This is a genomic window from Janthinobacterium sp. 13, assembly GCF_002749695.1.
Lineage (GTDB): Bacteria > Pseudomonadota > Gammaproteobacteria > Burkholderiales > Burkholderiaceae_D > Janthinobacterium > Janthinobacterium kumbetense.
The window spans coordinates 566165-588531 of the sequence record NZ_PEEQ01000001.1 but is presented as its reverse complement, the minus strand read 5'-3'; the positions used below and the strand labels follow the sequence as shown (position 1 = coordinate 588531).

Below are 22367 nucleotides of genomic sequence, written 5' to 3'. Positions count from 1 at the left end.
AGCACAATGATGATGGAACAACATAACGATAGCCAGGTGGTGCGCCGCAGCGCCGAACAGCGCTACGCGAGCGAGCTGGAACGTCTGAAGGCGGCCGATACCGAGCCGCGCCCGGAGGGCTGGCAGCTGTCGCCGCGTGCGGTGCGCCGCTTCATCCTGGGCGACGCGGCGCTGCAAGTGAGCCGCAAATTTTATGGCGACGATCCGCTGGTCGACCGCGCCATCGTCACCCTGATGGGCCATCAGGGGCTGATGCTGGTGGGCGAGCCGGGTACGGCCAAGTCGCTGCTGTCCGAATTGCTGGCGGCGGCCATCAGCGGCGACTCCGCGCTGGCGATCCAGGGCACGGCGGGCATCACCGAGGACCATATCAAGTATTCGTGGAACTACGCCTTGCTGCTGGCCGAAGGGCCGAGCCGGCGCGCATTGGTGCCATCGCCCTTGTTCCAGGCCATGGAAGCGGGCAAGCTGGTGCGCTTCGAGGAAATCACCCGCTGCGCGCCCGAGATGCAGGATGTGCTCATTTCACTGATGTCGGAAAAGCAGCTGATGATTCCGGAACTGGGCGGCGACGCGCGCGTGCATGCACGGCGCGGCTTCAATATCATCGCCAGCGCCAACTTGCGCGACCGCGGCGTGCATGAAATGTCGTCGGCGCTGAAACGCCGCTTCAACTTCGAAACCGTCAAGCCGATCCGCGACCATGGTTTCGAAGTCGAGTTGGTGATGCGGCAGCTGCAGCGCGAACTGGACGCCATCGGCGCCGCCGTCGTTGTCGGGCGTGACGTGGTTGAACTGCTGGTGACCACGTTCCAGGAACTGCGCGCCGGACAGACCCGCGAAGGCACGGCCATCAAGACGCCGGAGGCGGTGATGTCGAGCGCCGAGGCGGTCAACCTGGTCTATGCGGCCTCGCTCGAGGCGCTGCATTTCGGCGACGGCACCTTGCGCCCGCGCGAACTGGCCAACCAGTTGCAAGGCGTGGTCCTGAAGGACAACGCCGATGACCTCAAGCGCGTGCGCCATTATTTCGACACGGTGGTGCGCGAACGTGGCCGCCGCGACGATTTGTGGAAAAGCTTCGGCGACGCGGCGCGCAAGCTATGGCTGTAGTGCAGCCGGATTTGCAGCCGAATTTGCCGGCCGGCGTGGCTGCCGCGCGCGCCAGGCTGTTCGAGCATGGCTTGTACTTCGCGCCGGTGCGCCACCATAGCCCGGCGTGCGGCCATGCATTGCAAGCCATGCTGCGCGAATTGCGCCCGGCCGCCGTGCTGATCGAGGGGCCGGAAGGCTTCACGGACATGCTGCCTTTGCTGCTGGACGAACGCACGCGCCCGCCCGTGGCGCTGTTGTGCCAGACGCAGGCGGCAAGCGAAGAGGGGGGGCGCACGGTATCGGCGTTTTTCCCGTTTTGCGATTACAGCCCTGAATGGGTGGCGCTGCGCGAGGGGGCGGCTGCGCAGGCGCAGCTGGCCTTCATCGATCTGCCGTGGCAGGCGCGCGCGGGCAGGGCAGACGCGCAGGCCGATGTCGAGGCGCGCAGCCTGATGGCCGAGCGCTACCTGGCCCACAGCACCTATCTGAACACTCTGGCCGCGCGCGCCGGCTGCCGCGACCAGGACGAACTATGGGATCACCTGTTCGAAGCGCGTTCGCGCGCCGCGCTGGCGGACTGGCGCGGCATGTTTGGCGACGTGTTTTCCTACTGCGCCATGGCCCGTCTCGATTACGAGCCGGCGGTGCTGGAAGCGGAGGGCAGCCTGCCGCGCGAACGCCACATGGCGGCGCATATCGCCCGCTGGCGCAAGCAGGTGGACGGCCCCGTGGTGGTGGTCACCGGCGGCTTTCACACCAGCGCGCTGATCGAACTGCTTGACGCCGATCCCGCCCACGCCGTGCCGGCTGCCGCCAGCCCCAGCTGGCTGATACGCTACAGCTTCGAGCGGCTCGATGCCCTGAATGGCTATGGCGCGGGCATGCCGGCGCCCGCCTATTACCAGGCCGTCTGGGACGCTCTGCAATCGTCGGCGGACGGCGATCATCAGCTTACCGTCGCCGTGGACCAGTTGACCATGCTGGCAAGGCACAGCCGGGCGCGCGGCTTGCAGGAGCGTATTTCCACGGCGGAGGTACAGGCGGCCGTGCTGCAGGCGGCCAGGCTCGCCGTGTTGCGCGGCCATGCGGGGCCAGGCCGCCAGGATGTGCTTGACGCGATGCGCTCCTGCTTCGTCAAGGGCGCCATCGACGACGGCATGCAGGGCTTGTTCGACGATGTGCGGCGCCAGATGACGGGCAGCCGGCTGGGCGACGTGCCGCCGTCGGCCGGTTCGCCGCCGCTGGTGCAAGACGCGCGCCTGGCTGCGCATCGTCACGGCTTGCGGCTGGACGATGGCGACACGCGGCTGGCGCGGCTGGACCTGTACCGCAAGGACCGTCACCGCCGGCGCAGCCGCTTCTTTCATCTGATGCAGTATCTCGATACGGGCCTGGCGCGCTGGCAGGGCGGCCCGGATTTCATGGCCGGCAGCCGGCTGGAACTGCTGTTCGAGGAATGGACGTATGCGTGGACGCCGCTGGTCGAAGCGCGCCTGATCGAGTTGTCCGCCGATGGCGCCACCCTGGCCGAGGTGGCGCTGGCGCGGCTGCTGCGCGAAGAGCAGGCGCTGGGCGCCGCGGGCCAGGCCCGTTCGGCTGGCAGCGCCGCCGCCCTGTTGGTGCGTGCCTGCGTGGTGGGATTGCATGAGCGTCTGCCCGGCCTGCTGGCGCTGTTGTCGCGCCATCTCGATGCCGATGCCGATTTCTCCTCCATCGTCGCCTGCGGCCATGCGCTGGTGACCCTGTGGCGCGCGCGCGAGCCGCTGGGCGTGCGCGAGCATCCTGGCGTGCTGGCGCTGATGCGGCGCGTCTGGTCGGCCGCGCTGTTCCTGCTGTCCGGTCTGGCCGATACGGGGATGGACGGGGAAAGCGCGCAAGTTGGGCAATTGCTGGCATTGCGCGAATTTGGCCGCGCCGCGCGCAGCGCCTTGCCTGCGCCCGAGGCTGGCCTGGCCTTCGAGGCCGGCGACCTGCACCAGCGCCTGCACGCCCTGACGGCGACGCGCCACTGCGCGCCCGGCATCTGCGGCGCCGCCGCCGCGCTGCTGTTCCTCGATGGCGCCTGGGGTGAACAGGATTTATCGCGTTTGCTGGAACAGCGCTTCGGCGCCGGCGCCACGCCGCAGGATGCCGTGCGCTTCCTGTCTGGCCTGATGGCCGCCGCGCCTGAATTGCTGCTGACGCAGCCGGGGTTGCGGCGCAGCTTCAACACCCTGGTCGGCAGTTGGGACGAGGCCAGTTTCATCCATTATCTGCCCGATTTGCGCTTGGCCTTCACGGGCTTGAAACCGCAGGAGACGAGCGACCTGGCCGAGGCGCTGGCGGTGCTGAATGGCGCCGCGCCGGACGCCTTGCAGGCTGAATTTCATTGCGACGTCAGCGAAGACGAGATGCTGGCCGGCGGCCGCCTGAACGCGGCGCTGGCCGCTTGCCTGGAGCGCGACGCGCTGTCCGGCTGGCTGGATATTTCAACGGAGAAGCCGCATGGCTGAGAATCTGGACAATCAGGCGTTGCTGCGCCGCTGGCGCCTGATACTGGGGCGCTACGCGCAGCCGCTGCAGGGCGCTGCCTGGTCTGACAATGATGGCCGGCTCGATGCCAGCCTCGATTATCTGTATGGCCGCGAGTATGAGCGCAAGGGCATGCTGCGTGCCGGCGGCGGTGGCTCGCTGGACCCCAGCCAGCTGCGCGCCATCGACTGGCTGGCGCAGGCGCGCAAGCTGTTTCCGCAGGATGTCTACGAGCGCGTGCAGGGCCACGCGATCGAGCGCTATGAATTGAGCGGCTTGCTGCGCGATCCGGCGGTGCTGGCCAGCCTGGAGCCGAACCAGGCCCTGGCGCGCGCCCTGATCGGCATGCGCGGGCGGCTCGGCGCGGACATGCACGACGCGGTGCGCGCGGTGATACGGCGCGTGGTCGAGGAAATCACCGAGCGCCTGCGCAAGGATTTCGTCAACGCGGTGGTGGGGCGGCGCAACCGCTTTCGCCGCACGCAGATGAAGAGCACGCAGAATTTCGACTGGCGCGCGACCATTGCCGCCAACCTGAAACACTACGATACGGCCAGCCGCCGACTGCTCATTGCGCGGCCCATCTTCAACGCGCGCGTCAAGCGCAGCCTGCCGTGGGACGTCATCCTGTGCGTCGACCAGAGCGCTTCGATGATGGATTCGGTGATCTATGCGGCGGTGGTGGCCGGCATCCTGTCCGGCCTGCCGGCGGTCAACGTGCGGCTGGTGGTGTTCGACACCAGCGTGGTGGACTTGACGCACCTTGCCGCCGACCCGGTCGAGGTGCTGCTGACGGTGCAGCTGGGCGGCGGCACGAATATCGGCCGCGCGGTGCAGTACTGCGAGCAGCTGGTGAGCAACCCGCAGCGCACGGTACTGGCCCTGATCAGCGATTTCGAGGAGGGCGCGCCGCCAGGGCCGTTGCTGGCGGCGCTCAGGCGCATGGCCGAGTCGCGCGTCACCCTGCTGGGCCTGGCCGCGCTCGACGAGCGCGCGCAGCCTGCGTATGACCACGGCATGGCGCAACGCCTGGCGGATCAGGGCATGCACGTGGCGGCACTGACGCCGCAGCACTTTGCCGAATGGCTGGCCGGGGTGATGGGATGAGCTGGCACGCCGTGTACCGCAGCTTTGACGACGACAGCCTGGCGACGTTGGCCAACGCCGGCCTGCTGCGCCGCGCCCTGAAAGATATCGAGGCGGGCAAGGTGGGCTGGCAGGCTGACGCGGGCGGCGCCCTGGTCGCCGACGGTCAGCATGTGTCGCTCGATGCGGGGGGGCCGCAGAAGGGCCGTTGCGATTGCCCGGCGCCCGGCATCTGCAAGCATATCCTGGCCGCCGCCGTGTGGCTGCGCGAACTGCCGCAAGACAGCGCGCAGGAGGGGTTGCCGGCCAGCGTGCAGGACGAAGTGCTGGCGCTCGACAGCGCCGCCGTGTGCAAGCAGGCCGGCAAGCCGGCGGTGCGCCAGGCGCTGGCCTGGCTGGCTGAAGGCGACCAGGCGGACCTCACCATCGTCAATGCGCGGCTGCAGATCGAGTTGCCCCTGTTGAAACTGGGCTGCAGCTATCTGCGCGGCGCCGGGGTCGAGGCCATGGTGTCCGATACGCCGGCCGCCATCCGCAAGGCGCTGCACCTGTATGCGCTGGCCTGTGTCTGGCGCAAGCATGGCCGCGAATTTGCCTGGCCGGCAGGCCTGGCGATGGCGCCTGCTGAAGCAGCGCCAGGGATGAGTACGTCCGAACTGGTGTTCCTGGCCCAGGTGCGGCGCTTGCTCGGTGAACTGTACGACAATGGCTTGTCGCATGCCAGCGCGATTGCCGCTGGCCAGCTGCGCGCGCTGACCATGTCGGCGCGTACTGAAAGCCTGCCCCGCCTTGCCGCCATGCTGCGTGGCCTCGGCGGTACGCTGGACCTGCTCGTGCGGCGCGACTACCACGCCAGCGAGCGTCAGGCATTTGACGAGATGGCGGCCATCTGCGCCTTGTGCGCGGCGCTCGAACACGCGTCTGGCGCGCTATTGCAGCGCTTGCGCGGGCAGGCGCGGCGCAGCTTTGATGCGGCCGGCGACGGGGCCCTGGACCTGCTGCCGCTGGGCGCGTATTGGTGGGAAACGCGCGGCGGCGCGCACGGTCTGACCTTGTCGTTCTGGCAGCATGCAGAGGAGGGCGAGGGGCGGATCGTGCAGGCCGTGCTGGCGCGGCCCGACGCCAGCGACCGCTCGTTTACGCGCGAATCGGCATGGGATGCGAGCAGCCTGTGGACGGGGGCTGGCAGCGCCCGGCATATTTGCGAGGCGGGCTTGCAGTTGGCAGGCGCGTCCTGGGCCGAGGATGGGCGCCTGGCCATGGACAGTCAGGTGCGCGCCAGTGCGGCGCCGCTGTGGGCGCTCGACGATGCGCGCTGGCAGCGCCTGGGCTTTGACGACTGGACGGCGCTGGCTGCCTTCATGAGTGACAACGTCGGTTTGGCGCCGGATCCCGTCGATTGCGTGGTGCTGCGTCCGGCGGCCGTGGCGCGGCCGCAGCTTGACGAAGTGGGCCAGCGGCTCGATTGGCAAGTGTTCGATGCCTGCGGCGCCGTTCTGGACATGCAGATCCCGGCAGTGCCGGCCCTGCGTCCGCGCATCACCCGGCTGCAGGCGGCCGTGGCCGATGGCGCCGATATCCGGGCCGTGCTGGCCAGCCGCGCGCGCGACGACTCAGGTGGCTGGCAACCGGTGGCGCTGCTGATTGCCAAGAATGGCAAGCTGCGCGTGGTATCGCTCGATTTCGAGATCGACGCGGGCAAGCTGCCGTCGGCGCTGGCGCGCTTTTTCAAGAGCCTTGGAGGCACCAGCCTGGCGCCGTCCATGCCGCAGCAAGCCTCGGCGGCATCGCGGGTGCTGGTCCAGGTGCTCGACCTTCTCGCATTGCAGGCGCGCAGCGGACGCCCACGACTGGAAGCCGAGCTGGCCGGCGAACTGGCGCAGCATGGCGCCACCTTGCGTGCGCTGGGCCTGGACTTGCCGGCCGGCCTGCTGGCGGCCTACGTCAGCGCGCCGCGCGCGCCTGAAGCCTTGCGCCTGGCGTATGTCTGCACGACGTGCATCGCGCTGGAGGCGGCAGGGTAGTCGCGGCTTTGGTCAGGGCTGTTGCGCCTGCAGGGCCGCCAACTCGGCCCTGGCTTTTTCCAGCTTGCCTTCCAGCTTGGCGATTTTCTTCGGCTCCTTGTTCGCTTCCTGGGCCAGGCGCAGCGAACGCTCCGTCTGGTTCACCTTGGCCTGCGCCTTGACGATTTTCTTGTTGTGGCGCTCGATCAGGGTACTGTCGCGGCAGTGGGCGTTGACTTCGTCGAGCGCGCGCGTCAGGCCCGCGACCTTGTCGGACAGGCCCTGTTCCTGCGCCTGGTGCAATTCGCTGCGGATGCTTTCGCGCTTGGCGGCGCAGCCGGCCAGCTGGGTGTCGGCGGCGCTGGCGCCCACGGAGGCTGCGGCCAGCAGCAGGGTCAAGGCGGTTGTGGCGAGGCGGTTCATGGCATTCCTGTGTAAGTGGTGGGCTCGTGCAATGTAAGCCTGCCGGCTTGCCCTGTCAAACTTCTTGTGCAGTGCGCGCCTGTCTGGCCTGGCATCGGCTACCATGCGTGTTTTCTTCTTCCCGACACCTTCGCATGCCCAAGAAACTCCTCTTGCTGATTCCTTTCCTGCTGCCGTTGCCGCTCCTGGCCCAGACCCCGCCCACCTTGCTCGACCTGCAGCTGCTCGCCATCAAGGTCAGGGCGGATGCGGCTAGCCATAGCCCGGAAAGCATCGCCGAATTTGAGCAGGCACGGCGCGTGGCGGAAACGGGCGACGTGGAGGCGCAGCTGGACCTGGCGCGCATGCTGCAGCTGGGCGTCGGCACGCCGCAGGATACGGCGCAGTCGATGGCCTGGATACGCAAGTCGGCCGAAGGCGGCTATGCGCCGGCGCAGGCGGCCATGGGGGTGGCCTACACCTTGGGCGGCAAGGTGCCCATCGACCGCGTGCAGGGCGAATACTGGTTGCGCCGGGGCGTGGCGCAGGGCGATGCAGAGGCGCAAACCATCCTGGCGATGGAATACATCGATGGCGACAGCAGTGCCGAAGAGCAGGCGCTGGCCATCACCTGGCTGAAGGCGGCGGCGAACGAGCAGCACTTTGTGCCCGCCTACAATGCGCTGGGCGAGCACCTGATGCGCGCATCCGTCGATGAACAGGATCGCGGCGAGGCTTTCCACTGGTATTACAGATCGGCGCGTGAAAAGGAGCCGGCCGGCATGCGCAACCTGGCCCGCGCACATGAACTGGGCCTGGGCGTGGCGCAGTCGGACAAGTGGGCCCTGGTCTGGTACGAGCGGGCCGGATGGAGCGGCGACGTGCCCGCCATGCGGCGCATGATCGAGGTGTACGTCAAAGGCGAACTGGGAGAACAGGCGAATGCCGAAGACGCGGCCGAATGGCGCGGCAAGCTGGCAGAGAAGGAAAACAAATGAAGACCATCCTGTTGGTATTGAGCCTGGCCCTGGCGCAGAGCGTGCTGGCGCAGCCAGCGTCCACCCACGCACCGCGCCAGCATCCGGCGCTGGTCGAATTCGATATGTCCGGCCTCGATGACATGCGCGCAAGGGTGCGGGCCGTGGTCGACCGTCCTGCCGACCTGTCGCCGGACAAGGTCGCCGCCTTCGGGAGGGCGCGCCTGGCCGCGGAAGGGGGAGATGCGGCTGCCCAGCTGGAGCTGGCGCAGATGCTGCACGGCGGCGAAGGCACGCCGCGCGACGTCGACGCCGGCCTGGCGTGGATGCGGAAATCGGCCGCAGGCGGCTATGGCCCGGCGCAGGCTTTCCTGGGCGTGGCCTACACGCTGGGGCAGGGCATGGCCATCGACCGCAAGCTGGGCGAATACTGGTCGCGCAAGGGCGCCGCGCAAGGCGTGGAGCTGGCCAACTTCACGCTGGCCATGCACTATGAAAATATCCGCAGCAGCCCGGAAGAACAGGCGCACGCGCTGCACTGGCTGAAGTTCTATGCGGAAAACGGCTTCATCCCCGCCTACAATGAAATCGGCTACCGCCTGATGATGACGGCGCAGGACGAGGCGCAGCGCAAGCAAGCATTCACCTGGTACATGCGGGCGGCCAAGGCGCTCGATCCCTCCGGTTTGAACAATGTGGCGTACTCGTATGAAGTGGGGCAGGGCGCGCCGCAGAGCGACGAGGCGGCCCTGGGCTGGTACGAAATGGCGGCCATTGCCAAAAGTCCGCCCGGCCAGACGGGTTTCGCGCGGCTGCTGGAGCAGGGCCGTGGCGGCCCGACCCGGCAAGGGCCGGCGCCCAAGCCCTTCGCGCTGTACCTGCTGGCGGCGAAGCAGGGCGACCTGGAAGCCATCGAACGGCTGATCAAGGTGTACGATAGGGGCGAGCTGGAACAGGCGGCCGACCCCGCGCAAGCGGCCCTGTGGCGCGAAAAGCTCAGGCTGGCCAAGACTCCCTGAGCGGGCATGACGGCGCGGGGACGGCATGCTATCATCATTGTTATCGATAACAATATCATGAGAGACCCATGAATCCCGATTTCCGCTCCAGGGACATGCTCGAAAAGCATATCCAGCACACGATGAATTTTTATCACCCGCGCGCGATTGATCCCAGCGGCGGCTTTTATCACTTTTTCCTCGATGACGGCACGGTGTACGACGCCAGCACGCGCCACCTGGTCAGCAGCACGCGCTTCATCTTCAATTACGCCATGGCGTACCGCCACTTCGGCGATGACGCTTACCAGGCGGCCCTGCGCCACGGCGTGGCCTTCTTGCGCGACGTGCACCGCGACCCGGCTACGGGTGGCTACGCCTGGCAACTGTCCTGGAAAGACGGCGTCAAGACGGTGGAAGACGGCGCCAATCACTGCTACGGCCTGGCTTTCGTGCTGCTGGCCTATGCGCACGCCTTGCAAGCTGGCGTGACGGAAGCGAGCGCGTATCTGGACGAGACCTTCGAATTGATGGAGCAGCGCTTCTGGCTGCCCGAACACGGCCTGTATGCGGACGTGGCCAGTGCCGACTGGTCCACCCTGGACGGCTACCGGGGCCAGAACGCCAATATGCACGCTTGCGAAGCCATGCTGGCCGCGTTCGAGGCGACGGGCGAAGCGAGATATCTGCACCGCGCCGAAACCCTGGCGCACAACATCACGGTCCGTCAGGCGGGCCTGGCGAACGGCATGATCTGGGAGCACTACAAGCCTGACTGGTCGATCGACTGGGACTATAACCTGCACGACAAGAGCAATATCTTCCGTCCGTGGGGCTACCAGCCCGGCCATTTCACGGAATGGGCCAAGCTGCTGCTGATCATGGAGCGCCACAGCCGGTTCATGGCCGGCCCGTCGGACTGGCTGCTGCCGCGTGCGCGCGCCCTGTACGACACGGCGCTGGCCAAGGCCTGGGATGGCGAACATGGCGGCATCCACTATGGTTTCGGCCCGCAGGACGAGATCTGCGACGGCGACAAATACTTCTGGGTGCAGGCGGAAAGCTTCGCGGCGGCCGCCGTGCTGGCCGTGCGCACGGGCGACGAGGCTTACTGGCATAGCTACGACAAGATATGGGACTACAGCTGGACGCACTTCGTCGACCATGAACACGGGGCCTGGTACCGCATCCTGACGCCTGAAAATCAAAAAATCAGCAACGAGAAAAGCCCGGCCGGCAAGACCGATTACCACACCATGGGCGCCTGCTATGAAGTGCTGAACGTGATCGGCGGTGCCGCATGAGCGCCGCCAATTTCCCACGCTTTGTGTCGGCCGGCGAAGCTCTGACGGACATGCTGCGCACGGGCGCCGACTCCTGGAACAGCCAGGTGGGCGGTTCGACGTGGAACGTGGCGCGCGTGATGGCGCGCCTGGGCGTGCCCAGCGCCTTCGCGGGCGGCGTCAGCCTGGACGTCTTCGGCGACGCGCTGGCGCAGGCGACCGACGTGGCGGGCCTGGACATGCGCTTCCTGCAGCGCCATGCGAAGTCGCCGTTGCTGGCCATCGTGCATGAACTGCATCCGCCTACGTATTACTTCATCGGCGACGACAGCGCCGACCTGCATTTCGACGCGTCGCTCTTGCCGGCCGGCTGGATGCAGGGGGCGCAATGGGTGCATTTCGGCGGCATCAGCCTGGCGCGCGAACCGCTGGCGGGCAAGTTGGTGGCGCTGGCGCAGGAACTGAAGGCGGCTGGCGTGAAGATCAGCTACGACCCGAATTTCCGCATCATGATGGATGAACGCTACGACGCCACCTTGCGCCGCATGACGCAGCTGGCCGACGTGATCAAAGTGTCGGACGAAGACCTGGCGGGCCTGTTCCGCGATGACGACATCGATGGCGCGTTTGCCATGCTGCGCAGCTGGAATCTGCAAGCTACGTATTTGTATACGCGCGGCGCGCAAGGCGCGGCGCTGTATCGGGGCGAGCAGACATGGCAGGCGGCGCCGCCCGTCATCGAGGTGGTCGATTCGGTGGGGGCGGGCGACGCCAGCATCGGAGGCTTGCTGTACAGCCTGATGTACCGGCCCGAGGCCGATGGCGGCCAGCATTTGCGCTTTGCCGTCGCGGCGGGCGCGGGCGCCTGCCTGGCGGCCGGTGGCGCGCCCCCTTCGGTGGAACTGGTGGAGTCGCTGGTGCAGCGCACGGTGGTGCGCTAAGGGGCGCTCGACGGGTTGGTGGGGGCAGTCACTTTGCGACCGGAATGTGCCCGACCGGAGCACATTCCCCCGTCGACGCCCGCGCCATCAAGGTAAACGCCATCAAATGATGCGTGGCGGGCGCCGTCTCTCCGGCGCGGCGCTGGCGGATTTCGTCGATGACGAGATTGACGGCGGCGCGGGCCATGTCGGCGATGGGCTGGTGGATGGTGCTCAGCTCGGGCCAGACGGTGGTGGCGACGGGCGTGTCGTCGAAGCCGCACACGCTCAATTGCGCCGGTACCTGCAAGCCCATGCCGTGCGCCACGGCCAGGGTGGCGGCGGCCATGTCGTCGTTGCTGGCGAAGATGGCGCTGGGATGCGGTGCTTGCGCCAGCAGCTGGCGCGCCGCGTCGAGACCCGAACGATACGTAAAGTAACCTTGCGCCACCCTGTGCGGCGCTACCCGCAAACCCGCTTCCCGCATGGCGTCCTCGAAAGCCTGGCGGCGCAGCAGGGCCGGCGTGTGCGCCGGATCGCCTTCGATGAAACCGATGTCGCGGTGGCCCAGCGCGAGCAAATGGCGCGTCATGGCCAGCGCACCCTCGTAATCGTCGATGCGCACGGCCGAAACGCCGGGCGAGGGGCGCGCCGTGGCCACGGCGATGGCGGGGATACCCATCCGGTTCAACTGCGCCAGCACTTCCGGCGAATCGCAGAGGGGCGGCGGCACGAGGATGCCATCCACGCCGGCCGCCACCAGGCAATCGATGCCGGCGCGCTGGCTGTCCAGGTCTTCGCAGCGTTCCAGCAGCAACTGGCCGCCGCCCTGGCGGCATTGATCCATGGCGCCAACTAAAAATTCGCTGAGGAAGGCCGCGCTCGGATTGCTGTACAACAGGCCGATGCGCAGGGTGCCCGTGCGCGCCGCCCTGGCCGCCAGGTTGGGCTGGTAGTGCAGGCTGGCGATCGCCGCCTCGACCTTGTCGCGCGTGACCGCGCTGACGCTGGCGCGCCCGTTGATCACGCGCGACACCGTCATGGCCGACACGCCGGCCACGCGCGCCACGTCGTGCACGGTGGCGCCGCTGGCGGCGTCGGAGGAGGTGGGGGCGGCGTGCGCCGCCTTATTCGAGGTGGCCACCGAATTTCAGCTTGCCGCTGATGCGCATGCCGTGCAATTGCCCTTCTTCCAGTTCGGCGGCGCTGGTGCGCTGCGCCGTGTCGCGCCGCGCCAATCCCACGGACAGGATATCGAGCATCATCAGCTGCAGCAGGCGCACGATCATGGGCACGAAATTGAGGTTGCCTTCCGGGTGGTTCAAGGTCAGCAGCACGTCGGCCAGCTTGGCCAGCGGCGAACCGCTGGCCGTAATCGCCAGCACGCGCGCGCCGCAGCCCTGCGCCACCTTGACGGTGCGCAGCAGGTCGGGCAGGGCGCCGGAACGGGAAATGACCAGCGCCACGTCGCCTGGTTTCAGCATGGCGGCGCTCATTTCCTGCGCCTGCGGGTCGGCAAAGAAGCTGCTGACGATGCCCAGGTTGAGCAATTTGTGCTGCATGTCGTCGGCCACCACGCGGGCGCTGCCCACGGCCAGCAATTCCACGCGCTGCGCGCCGCGCAGCAGTTCGATGGCGGCCGTCAGCGCTTTGACGTCGAGCATGTCGCGCAGGGCCAGCGCGGCCGAGGCGTTATTGCCCAGCACCTTGCGCGCCAGTTCGGCGTCGGAATCCGATATCTCCACGTGGCAGTGGGCCACCGTGATGGCGCCGCCCGTCAGGCCGGACGCCAGCTTCAATTTGAAGTCGGCCAGGCCCTGCACGCCGATCGAGCGGCAAAAGCGCATCACGGTCGGCTGGCTCACGCCGACGCGCTGGGCGATTTCGGCAATCGGCAGGGTCAGCATGGCGTTCGGCTCCTTCAAGACCCAGTCGGCCACCTTGCACTCCGAGGGGCTCATCCTGCCGCGCGCCTGGCGCACGGATTCGAGCACGGGCGCGCCGGAATGGGCGCGCTTGAGCTTTTGCGCGAGGATGGCGGCGATGCCGAGGAAAGTCGGCAGTTCGGCCGTGATCAGAAAGGTGGGAATCTGCGCCAGGTATTCGTTCAGGCGGCCCTTTTGCTCGAAGCGGGCGCGGAACTGCGACTGTTCGAACAGGGGGCCCAGGCGCGGCACGATGCCCCCGCCTATATAGATGCCGCCCAGCGCGCCCAGGGTCATGGCCACGTTGCCAGCGATGGAGCCGAGGATGGCGCAGAAGCAGTCCACCGCTTCGAGGCACACGTCGCATTCATTGTTCAGGGCGCGGCTGGTGATTTCGGCTGCCAGCAGCGGCAGCGCATCGGGCTTGCCGGCGCGCTCGGACAGGGCGCGGTAGATCAGTTCCAGGCCGCGCCCGGAAGCGAGGCGTTCGGCCGAGACGTGCGACAGCTCGCGCCAGGCGAAGGACAGCACGTCCATCTCGCGCTGGTCGCAGGGCGCGAAGCTGACGTGGCCGCCTTCGCTGCCCAGCGCGATCCAGCGGTCTTCGGCGGGGATCATACCCGACACGCCCAGGCCCGTGCCCGAACCGAGCAGGCCGATGACGCTGTCGGCGCGCGCCATGCCGCCGCCGATCTGCAGGCGCTGGTCGGGCCGCAGATAGGGCAGGGCCATGGCCAGCGCCGTGAAGTCATTCACCACCAGCAGGGTGTCGAGGCCCAGCGTAGCGCGCATGGCCTCGATCGAGAAGAACCAGTGATGGTTCATCATGCGGATATTGTCGTCGTCGATGGGATTGGCGATGGCGATGGCCGCATGGCGCACGCGCGCCGAACCGGCGGCGCGCGCCTCGCTGCTATCCATATAGGCGGTGATGGCGTCGAGCAGCGAAGCGTAGTCGTCGCAGGGCAGCACGGCGACCGCTTCCAGGTGGCCCTGGCGCGTTTCGAGCACGAAGCGGGCGTTGGTGCCGCCAATGTCGGCCAGCAAGCGCGGCCCTTCACTGAAACGCTCCGCCGGATCGCTGCCTGCTACTTCCATTTTTTCATCTATTTTCATGGCGGTGCCTAGTCTCGTCTGCGTGCGCTGTCTTGGCGGCGCACTGTCGTTATGGCAAAAACCAAGGATTTTAATTCGTATACGTGCCGCGTGCCGAAAAATGCGGGACGCCTGCATAAATGCTTGCCCGCAGTGCCGGAAACGGGCGGCGCCGGCGGGAAAAACAGGGCAGTCAACGCGCCTGTCGGTACGCAAATAAAGTGTCGCAGAGTAGTCGTAGGATTACAACATAATATGTTGATATTTGTTCGTAGTATAGTTACTATGTCCCTGCTGGAAAGAATTCTGGCCAGTACATTCGGCCACGAATGACTAGATAAAAAATAAATTACTGAGGAGACTTACCATGCTGCATCGCACCATGTTGAAGGCCGTGTTGAAAACGCTGCCAGCTGCCATCGTCTTAGCCATCGCCAGCGGTTCCGCTGCCGCCGACCCGATGTACCCATCCGACTCCGAAGGCTTCCACGGCTACCTGCGCGCCGGCGCCGGCAGCAATACGTCGGGCGACGGCGGTTCGCAAGGCTGCTTCGGCCTGGGTGGCAACACCATGAAATACCGTCTGGGCAATGAGTGCGACGCCTACACGGAATTCGGCTACACCAAGTCCATCGCCAAGTCCGGCGGCGTGAACTACCTGGCCACCATCTGGGTCAACGCTTATGCGCCAAACTCGGATTTCGGCGACAACAAGCTGGGCATCGTCAAGGCCTACGTCGAAGCGCAGGGACTCGACTTCCTGAACGGCGGCACGGCCTGGATCGGTAAACGCTTCTACTACCGTCCTGACATCCACATGTTGGACTTGCAATACATCAATATGAACGGCACGGGCGCCGGCCTGGACCGCATTCCTGCTGGCCCGGGTAAATTCTCGTATGCCTTCTTCAAGGACAACGATTTCAACAAGTTCGATGACAGCCTCGGCACGATCAGCGGCAAGCCGGGCGCCTTGCTCGGCACCCGTTCGGCCGTGCGCCAGAACTTCATCTACGGCGAGATTCCCGTCAATGAAAACGGCACGCTGGACCTGGCCGCGACCTACATCATCGGTGAAGGCAAGGATAACGACTTGTACGGCAAGAAACACAATGGCTGGCAGCTGTCGGCCTTCCACCGCCAAGGTAAAGTGTTTGGCGGCGGCAACACCTTCGGCGTGCAGTACGGCGTCGGTCCCGGCACGGGCAAGGGCGCGCAGTTCGGCGCTTCGGGCGACACCAGTTTCGGTTCGGACGTGAAACGCACGCGTATCTTCAATGACATGGCGATCCAGCCGATGGCCAACTTCGGCATGGAATTCGTTGCCCTGTGGCAAAAAGACGAGTCGAACGCCAACGGTTCCTCGACCTGGACCTCGGTTGGCGTGCGCCCTGTGTACGCATTCACCGACAACTTCAAGCTGGTGGGCGAACTGGGCACGGACCGCGTGACGCAAGCGGGCGGCCTGCCGGCCAAGCGCCTGACCAAGCTGACCATCGCGCCGACGATCTCGGCCGGTCCTGGCCTGTGGTCGCGTCCTGAACTGCGCGCTTTCGTGACCTACGGCAAATGGAACGATGCGGCCACCGCCTCGGTCAATGCGTCGAACAACGGCGGCCCGATCTACAACAACAATACCAGCGGCACCTCTTACGGTTTCCAAGTGGAAACCTGGTTCTAAACACCGAACCAAACCTGCTGCGCGGCGCGCTTTGCGGCCTGCGATGCTCACCGTGCTCTAGCACGGTTGCGCTTCTTAGCCACAAATCACTGCCGCTCGCGACGGTTTTGTTCAGTGTTGATGTTTGTAATGCAGATCAACCTGGCGCATCCTTCGCGGATGCGTTTTTGGCGCCGTCCCGTGATATAAATGCAATGTAGTCGTTTCATGGATCACGGCGCCGTCTTTACACCAAGATGATGCCCGTTTGCAAGCGGGTCTGAGCACAAGAGCGCCGGTACAGGCGCAGATTTCACCTTTTTCGGCCCCCGTATGCCGAAGCCCCCTAAAAGCTTGATCAAAAAAGGAATGTGGAGATGAAACTGAAATTCAAGATTACCCAACTGGCCGCGTTGACCACCCTGGCATTCGCCGGCAGCGCCTTTGCGACCGACGTGGAAGTGTTGCACTACTGGACCTCCGGCGGCGAAGCGAAGTCCGTGGGCCAGTTGCAGCAAATCGTGAAGGAAAGCGGCTTCGGCTGGAAAGACTTCGCCGTGGCCGGTGGCGCTGGCGAAAACGCCGCGACCGCGCTGAAAACCCGCGTCATTTCCGGCAACCCGCCAACGGCCGCCCAGATCAAGGGCCCGTCGATCCAGGAGTGGGGCGCGGAAGGCGTGCTGGCCAATATCGATGATGCCGCCATTCCAGGCAAATGGGATGCCGTGCTGCCGAAAGTCGTCGCCGACATCATGAAATACAAGGGCCACTACGTTGCCGCTCCCGTCAACGTCCACCGCGTCAACTGGATGTGGGTTAACCCGGAAGTGCTGAAAAAAGCCGGCGTGGCCACCACCCCGACCACCTGGGATGCGTTCTTCGACGCGGCCGAGAAAATCAAGAAATCGGGCGGCATCGCGATCGCCCACGGCGGCCAGCCATGGCAGGACGCTACCGTGTTCGAATCCGTCGCGCTGGGCGTGGGCGGCACGGAATTCTACAAGAAGGCCATCCTCAAGCTGGATCAGAAGGAATTGACCGGCCCGACCATGCTCAAGGTGTTCGACACCCTGGGCAAGGTGAAGACCTACATCGACAAGGATGCGGCAGGCCGCGACTGGAACCTGGCCACCGCCATGGTCATCAACAACAAGGCCGGGTTCCAGTTCATGGGCGACTGGGCCAAGGGCGAGTTCACGGCCGCAGGCAAGGTGCCGGGCAAGGACTACCTGTGCGTGGCCGCTCCTGGCACGGACAAGGCCTACACCTTCAACATCGATTCGTTTGCCATGTTCACGCAAAAGGATGCGAATGCGAAGAAAGGGCAGATCGCCCTGGCCAACGCCATCATGAATCCGAAGTTCCAGTCGATCTTCAACCTGAACAAGGGTTCCATCCCCGTGCGTTCCGGCGTTTCCAAGGACAAGTTTGACGCTTGCGCCCTGAAATCGATGGAAGACATGGACGCCACCAACAAGAACGGCGGCCTGGTGCCATCGTTCGCCCACGGCATGGCGCTGGCATCGGCCACGCAAGGCGCCGTGACCGACGTCATCGCCAAGTTCATGAACACCAACATGAGCTCGAAAGACGCGGTTGCTGCATTGGCCAAAGCGGCAAAAGTGAAGTAATCACGACGGCGCCGGCACTCCCGCCGGCGCCCTCTGCATCGCATGCATCGCAGGCGTCCGCCCTGGCATTCGTCCAGGCCGGCGCCACACGCAGTTCTACTTCTACGGCTGTCCTATGTCCATACGCAAGCAATTCGACCGATGGATACCGCAGATGGTGCTGGGCCCCACGCTCATCGCCAGCTTGGTATTCGTCTATGGTTTTATCTTTTTGACCGGTTGGCTGTCGCTGACCGAATCGCGGCTGATGCCGAACTACGAGTTCGCCGGCCTGGTGCAATACGTCGAGCTGTTCGACAACGAGCGCTGGTGGACCTCGCTCAAGAACCTCGGCATCTTCGGTGTCCTGTTCATCGGTTGCAGCATCGCCATCGGCCTGTTCCTGGCCATCCTGCTGGACCAGAAAATCCGCGCCGAAGGCGCGCTGCGCGCCATCTACCTGTATCCGATGGCGCTGTCCTTCATCGTCACCGGCACGGCGTGGAAATGGATGCTCAATCCCAGCCTGGGCCTGGAAAAGGTCATGCACGACTGGGGATGGACCTCGTTTACCTTCGACTGGCTGGTCAATTCCGACATGGCCATCTACACGGTGGTGATCGCCGGCGTGTGGCAATCGTCGGGCTTCGTCATGGCGCTGTTCCTGGCGGGCCTGCGCGGCATCGATGATGAAATCATCAAGGCGGCGCAAGTCGATGGCGCATCTCTGCCGACGATCTACTGGCGCATCGTGATTCCCGCCATGCGACCCGTGTTCTTCAGCGTGCTGCTGATCCTCGCGCATATCGCCATCAAGAGCTTCGACCTGGTCATCGCACTGACGGCTGGCGGACCTGGCAATTCGTCGTCCGTGCCGGCCATCTTCATGTACCAGTTTTCCTTCACCCGCGGCCAGCTGGGCCTGGGCTCGGCATCGGCAATGATGATGCTGGCCACCATCGTGGCCGTGCTCGTGCCGCTGATGTACCTGGAAACGCGCAGCGCAAAGGCGATGAGATGACACCTACACGCAATAATCGCCTCACCCTCGGACGGGTGGTTGTATATCTGCTGCTGATCCTGTTTGCGGTGTACTACATCGTGCCCCTGTACGTGACCCTGTCGACGTCGTTCAAGTCGCTCGACGAGATCCGCAGCGGCAACCTGCTGGCACTGCCGCACGTGTGGCAGTTCGATTCCTGGTCCAAGGCCTGGTCTTCGGCCTGCACGGGCGTCACCTGCGACGGCATGCAGCCGTTCTTCTGGAACTCGATCAAGATGGTGATTCCCGCCGTGCTGATCTCGACCTTCCTGGGCGCCTTCAACGGCTACGTGTTCGCGCATTGGCGCTTCCGCGGTTCGGAAATCCTGTTTGCCGCCTTGCTGGTGGGCTGCTTCATTCCGTTCCAGGTGGTGATCCTGCCGATGGCGCGTTTGCTGGGCGAATTCGGCCTGGCCAACACCACTACCGGCCTGGTCTTCGTCCACGTGGTGTATGGCACGGCGTTCACGACCCTGTTCTTCCGTAACTACTACATCGGCGTGCCGGAAGAATTGATCAAGGCGGCCCGCATCGACGGCGCCGGCTTCTTCTTGATCTTCCGCAAGATCGTGCTGCCGATTTCGGGTCCGATTTTCGTCGTCTGCATCATCTGGCAATTCACGCAGATCTGGAACGACTTCCTGTTCGGCATCGTCTTCGCCAGCGGCGATTCGCAGCCGATCACGGTGGGCTTGAACAACCTGGTCAACACGTCCACGGGCGTGAAGGAATACAACGTCAACATGGCGGCCGCGGTGATTGCCGCGCTGCCGACCCTGCTGGTCTATCTGGTCGCAGGTCGTTATTTTGTGCGCGGTCTGACCGCAGGCGCAGTCAAAGGTTAAGGAAAGAATATGTCCAGTTTATCGATACGCAGCATCCGCAAGGTGTACACGAATGGCGTCGAAGTCCTCAAGGGCATCGACATCGAGATCAAGGATGGCCAGTTCCTGATCCTCGTCGGCGGCTCCGGCTCCGGCAAGTCGACCTTGCTCAATATGGTGGCCGGCCTGGAAAGCGTCACTTCGGGCGAAATCCTCATCGACGGCAAGGTGGTCAACGACCTGCCGCCGAAGGACCGCGACATCGCCATGGTGTTCCAGTCGTATGCGCTGTACCCGTCGATGACGGTGCGCGAAAACATCGCGTTCGGCCTGAACGTGAAAAAAGTGCCGAAGGCGGAGCAGGAGGAAATCGTCGCCCGCGTCGCTGAAACCCTGCAGATCACGCATTTGCTGGACCGCCGCCCGGCGCAGCTGTCCGGTGGCCAGCGCCAACGGGTCGCCATGGGCCGCGCCATTTCGCGCAAGCCGTCGCTGTTCCTGTTCGACGAGCCGCTGTCGAACCTGGACGCCAAGCTGCGCGTGGAAATGCGCGCCGAGATCAAGCTGCTGCACCAGCGCCTGAAGGCCACCATCGTCTACGTCACGCATGACCAGATCGAGGCGATGACCATGGGCGATTTGATCGCCGTCATGAAGGATGGAGTGGTGCAGCAACTGGGCACGCCGCAGGAAATCTACGACAATCCGGCGAATCTGTTCGTGGCCGGCTTTATCGGCTCGCCATCGATGAACTTCATCACCGTCAAGCCTGTCGTCGAAGGCAACGAGGTGTTTGTCGCCATCGAGAACGCGGGCAAGAGCATGCGCCTGGCCCTGCCGTTCGCCACCGACAAGCTGCGCAGCTATGCGGGCCGCGACGTGATCCTGGGCGTGCGCCCGGAGCAGATCACGGACATGAGCAGCGCGCACGGCGACGTGGGCCAGGAACTGGGTTGCCTGATCGACCTGGTCGAGCCGACCGGCCCGGATACGCTGCTGACGACGCGCCTGAACGGCGCCGCCGTGACTTGCCGCACGCATCCGCGCGAAGCCGTGCTGCCAGGACAGACGATGCAGCTGTCGTTCAACCTGTCGAAAGCGGCCCTGTTCGATCCGGAGAATGGTGAACGCATCGCGTAAGCGACGTTGCCCATAAAAACGGCCCGCCTGTCAGCTGACAGGCGGGCCGTTGTCGTTTGCGCCGCGCTTACTTGGCCAGCGATTTTTTATATGCGATGGAGTAGCTCAGCTTGCCCGTCGGCGTGACCAGGTCGTCCAGCGCGGCCTGGCTGAAGACGCCCGTCCAGCCCAGGGTTTGCGCCGTCACGCCGCGGCTGACGATATCGTTCGCCTTCAGGCCCGCCATCGCCGTCGATGCGCTCTTGATGGTGGCCATGTAGCTGGCAACGTCGCGCGTGTCCGTCTTGGCCAGGTCGATGCCGGGTTGCGTGCGCAGCCAGTCGGCCCAGTAGAATTCGAGGAATTCCGTGGCCGTCGACGGCACCACGTAGCCGGCATCGCGCGTGAAGTAGACGAGCGAGCGGTACGGGTCGTTGCCCAGCGACTTCAAACCGATGGACGCGGGCAGCTGGCTGGTGGCGATGGCCTTGTTGCCGCCATCCTTCAGCCAGACCTTGTTGGCCTTCTTCATCTGCGTCCAGAAGTCGTATTCACTGAGCTTGCTGAAATTGTCCGTCACCTTGACCCACACTTTCAACTGCAGGTTCTGGCCATTGTCGGCATCCCGGAAGGCGCTGAACGTGTGGTGGCCGTCCGTCAGGTACAGGGTGCCGTTCGGACCGATGACGACCGTCTTCATGTCGCCCGGCTTGGTGCCCACGGCGGACTTGCACTGGAACGTGGCCGGTGGATTGCTCAGGGTGGCGCCGGCCACGTTGGCCGTCTTGCTCACCACGTCGTCCTGGCCGTTGGCTTCGCACAGTTCGGCGAATTTCTTCGGCTTGTTGGTCTTGGCCATGAGGAGGTCTTCCGCGCCGTAGCGGCCCAGCTTGTAGTAGATCTGGTCGTAGCCGACGGCTGGCTGCGTGGGATGCAGTTCGTCGAGCGACACTTGCAGGAAGACGGGCGCCGCATCGGTGCCGGCAACCGTGGCGGCCAGCACTTGCTGGCGCGCGCCGAGCACGGGCGGCGTTTCCAGCACGCTCTTGCCGGTGGCGAGCGGCGCGCCGCCATCGATGATTTGCGCGACGATGCTGCCGCTGGCATTGACGATGTCGATATCCGTGCCGCTCTGTTTTACCTGCAGGTTGTCGAGCAGGACGTCGGCCGGATCCTTGCTGTTCGGCGTCAGGGCGCCATTGACGAAGTCGTAGTTGGCCGCCATGCCCAGGGTTTGCAGGGGCGCCGCCAGGGCCGTGCCCAGCTGCGTCTGCGCCGTTTGCAGCCTGGCCGCATCGATGGCGGCCAGGCTGGCGGGGGACGCGCTCGAGGGGATGCTGCCCAGCAGCTGCATGGCGATGACGGAGGTGAGCGGCGTCAGGTTGACGGCGCTTTCCTTCAGCGACAGCGCGTACAGGGTGGTGCCGCCTGCCGGCGTGACGGAGACGAGGAAGGGCGCCTTCGCCGCGGCAGCCAGGGTGATGGCCACTTTGCCTGTCGCGTCCGTGGTGCCGCTGCCGACGACATTCTTGCCGGCGTCGAGCACGGAGACGGAAGCATTCGCCACGGCCTTGCCGGTGGCCGCTACCACGTTCAGGGTGCGTGCCGGGGTGACGGGATCCACCGGGGCGACGGGCACCGTGGTGTCGCGATAGTCTGTGCCGCCACAGGCGGCCAGGCTGGCGCCCAGTGCGAGGGTGATGGCAATGGCCAGGGTGCTGCGGGTGCTGCTGCGGATGCTGTGCTTGTACATGGTGTCCCGTGATGTCGGCCTGAAAAGTGCCGACATGCTAGCGGGCGCAGATGTCAGGATGATG

17 protein-coding genes are annotated in these 22367 nt (G+C 65.3%); 13 read left to right on the top strand and 4 right to left on the bottom strand.

Going from position 1 to position 22367, the window contains the following annotated elements:
* Positions 1-6: 6 nt before the first annotated feature.
* Genes CLU94_RS02405 through CLU94_RS02390 form a run of 4 tightly spaced genes read left to right on the top strand, consistent with a single transcriptional unit; the run spans position 7 to position 6716 of the window.
* Entirely contained in the window at positions 7-1113 is a 1107-nt protein-coding gene (locus tag CLU94_RS02405) for an AAA family ATPase (RefSeq protein ID WP_099664448.1), read from the top strand.
* Positions 1104-3587 (top strand): DUF5682 family protein, encoded by a 2484-nt coding sequence (locus CLU94_RS02400; protein WP_257218651.1) that lies wholly within the window; start codon positions 1104-1106, stop codon positions 3585-3587. The genes CLU94_RS02405 and CLU94_RS02400 overlap by 10 nt, the downstream gene beginning before the upstream one ends.
* A complete protein-coding gene (locus CLU94_RS02395; protein WP_180278562.1) occupies positions 3580-4713 on the top strand; it encodes a VWA domain-containing protein in 1134 nt (377 codons plus the stop codon). Before CLU94_RS02400 ends, CLU94_RS02395 begins: the two co-directional genes overlap by 8 nt.
* On the top strand, positions 4710-6716 hold the full coding sequence (locus CLU94_RS02390) for an SWIM zinc finger family protein (protein WP_099664447.1): 2007 nt from the start codon (positions 4710-4712) through the stop codon (positions 6714-6716). Before CLU94_RS02395 ends, CLU94_RS02390 begins: the two co-directional genes overlap by 4 nt.
* A 12-nt stretch (positions 6717-6728) precedes the next feature.
* Here CLU94_RS02390 and CLU94_RS02385 read toward each other — a convergent pair whose 3' ends face one another.
* A complete protein-coding gene (locus tag CLU94_RS02385; RefSeq protein WP_180278561.1) occupies positions 6729-7118 on the bottom strand; it encodes a DUF1090 family protein in 390 nt (129 codons plus the stop codon).
* Positions 7119-7252: 134 nt separating this feature from the next.
* On the opposite strand from CLU94_RS02385, the gene CLU94_RS02380 reads away from it, so the two are divergent.
* From CLU94_RS02380 to CLU94_RS02365, 4 genes are all read left to right on the top strand, one after another.
* The gene (locus CLU94_RS02380) at positions 7253-8095 is read left to right on the top strand and encodes a tetratricopeptide repeat protein (RefSeq protein ID WP_099664445.1); all 843 of its coding nucleotides are present in this window, start codon (positions 7253-7255) and stop codon (positions 8093-8095) included.
* Positions 8092-9093: a tetratricopeptide repeat protein gene (locus CLU94_RS02375; protein ID WP_180278560.1), complete on the top strand. Its 1002-nt coding sequence runs from the start codon at positions 8092-8094 to the stop codon at positions 9091-9093. Before CLU94_RS02380 ends, CLU94_RS02375 begins: the two co-directional genes overlap by 4 nt.
* A gap of 68 nt (positions 9094-9161) precedes the next feature.
* A complete protein-coding gene (locus CLU94_RS02370) occupies positions 9162-10376 on the top strand; it encodes an AGE family epimerase/isomerase (RefSeq protein ID WP_099664443.1) in 1215 nt (404 codons plus the stop codon).
* Positions 10373-11296, top strand: coding sequence for a carbohydrate kinase family protein (locus CLU94_RS02365; RefSeq protein ID WP_099664442.1), 924 nt, complete (start codon positions 10373-10375; stop codon positions 11294-11296). Before CLU94_RS02370 ends, CLU94_RS02365 begins: the two co-directional genes overlap by 4 nt.
* 28 nt (positions 11297-11324) lie before the next feature.
* Here CLU94_RS02365 and CLU94_RS02360 read toward each other — a convergent pair whose 3' ends face one another.
* Both CLU94_RS02360 and CLU94_RS02355 read right to left on the bottom strand, forming a co-directional pair.
* Positions 11325-12419, bottom strand: a complete 1095-nt coding sequence (locus CLU94_RS02360) for a LacI family DNA-binding transcriptional regulator (RefSeq protein WP_099664441.1) — start codon at positions 12417-12419, stop codon at positions 11325-11327.
* Positions 12403-14316 (bottom strand): glucokinase, encoded by a 1914-nt coding sequence (locus CLU94_RS02355; RefSeq protein WP_099380657.1) that lies wholly within the window; start codon positions 14314-14316, stop codon positions 12403-12405. Before CLU94_RS02355 ends, CLU94_RS02360 begins: the two co-directional genes overlap by 17 nt.
* Before the next feature lie 346 nt (positions 14317-14662).
* Between CLU94_RS02355 and CLU94_RS02350 the strand changes: the two genes are divergently transcribed.
* The 5 genes from CLU94_RS02350 (at position 14663) to CLU94_RS02330 (ending at position 20571) form a co-directional block, all read left to right on the top strand.
* Positions 14663-15976, top strand: coding sequence for a maltoporin (locus CLU94_RS02350; protein ID WP_099664440.1), 1314 nt, complete (start codon positions 14663-14665; stop codon positions 15974-15976).
* A gap of 356 nt (positions 15977-16332) precedes the next feature.
* Positions 16333-17586, top strand: coding sequence for an ABC transporter substrate-binding protein (locus CLU94_RS02345; RefSeq protein WP_099664439.1), 1254 nt, complete (start codon positions 16333-16335; stop codon positions 17584-17586).
* A 115-nt stretch (positions 17587-17701) separates the two neighbouring features.
* The gene (locus CLU94_RS02340; RefSeq protein WP_010397323.1) at positions 17702-18586 is read left to right on the top strand and encodes a carbohydrate ABC transporter permease; all 885 of its coding nucleotides are present in this window, start codon (positions 17702-17704) and stop codon (positions 18584-18586) included.
* A complete protein-coding gene (locus CLU94_RS02335; protein ID WP_034777933.1) occupies positions 18583-19452 on the top strand; it encodes a carbohydrate ABC transporter permease in 870 nt (289 codons plus the stop codon). Before CLU94_RS02340 ends, CLU94_RS02335 begins: the two co-directional genes overlap by 4 nt.
* 9 nt (positions 19453-19461) lie before the next feature.
* Complete coding sequence (locus CLU94_RS02330; protein ID WP_099664438.1) at positions 19462-20571, top strand: ABC transporter ATP-binding protein; 1110 nt, start codon at positions 19462-19464, stop codon at positions 20569-20571.
* A 67-nt stretch (positions 20572-20638) separates the two neighbouring features.
* Here CLU94_RS02330 and CLU94_RS02325 read toward each other — a convergent pair whose 3' ends face one another.
* Complete coding sequence (locus CLU94_RS02325; RefSeq protein WP_180278559.1) at positions 20639-22303, bottom strand: ParB-like protein; 1665 nt, start codon at positions 22301-22303, stop codon at positions 20639-20641.
* Positions 22304-22367 lie beyond the last annotated feature (64 nt).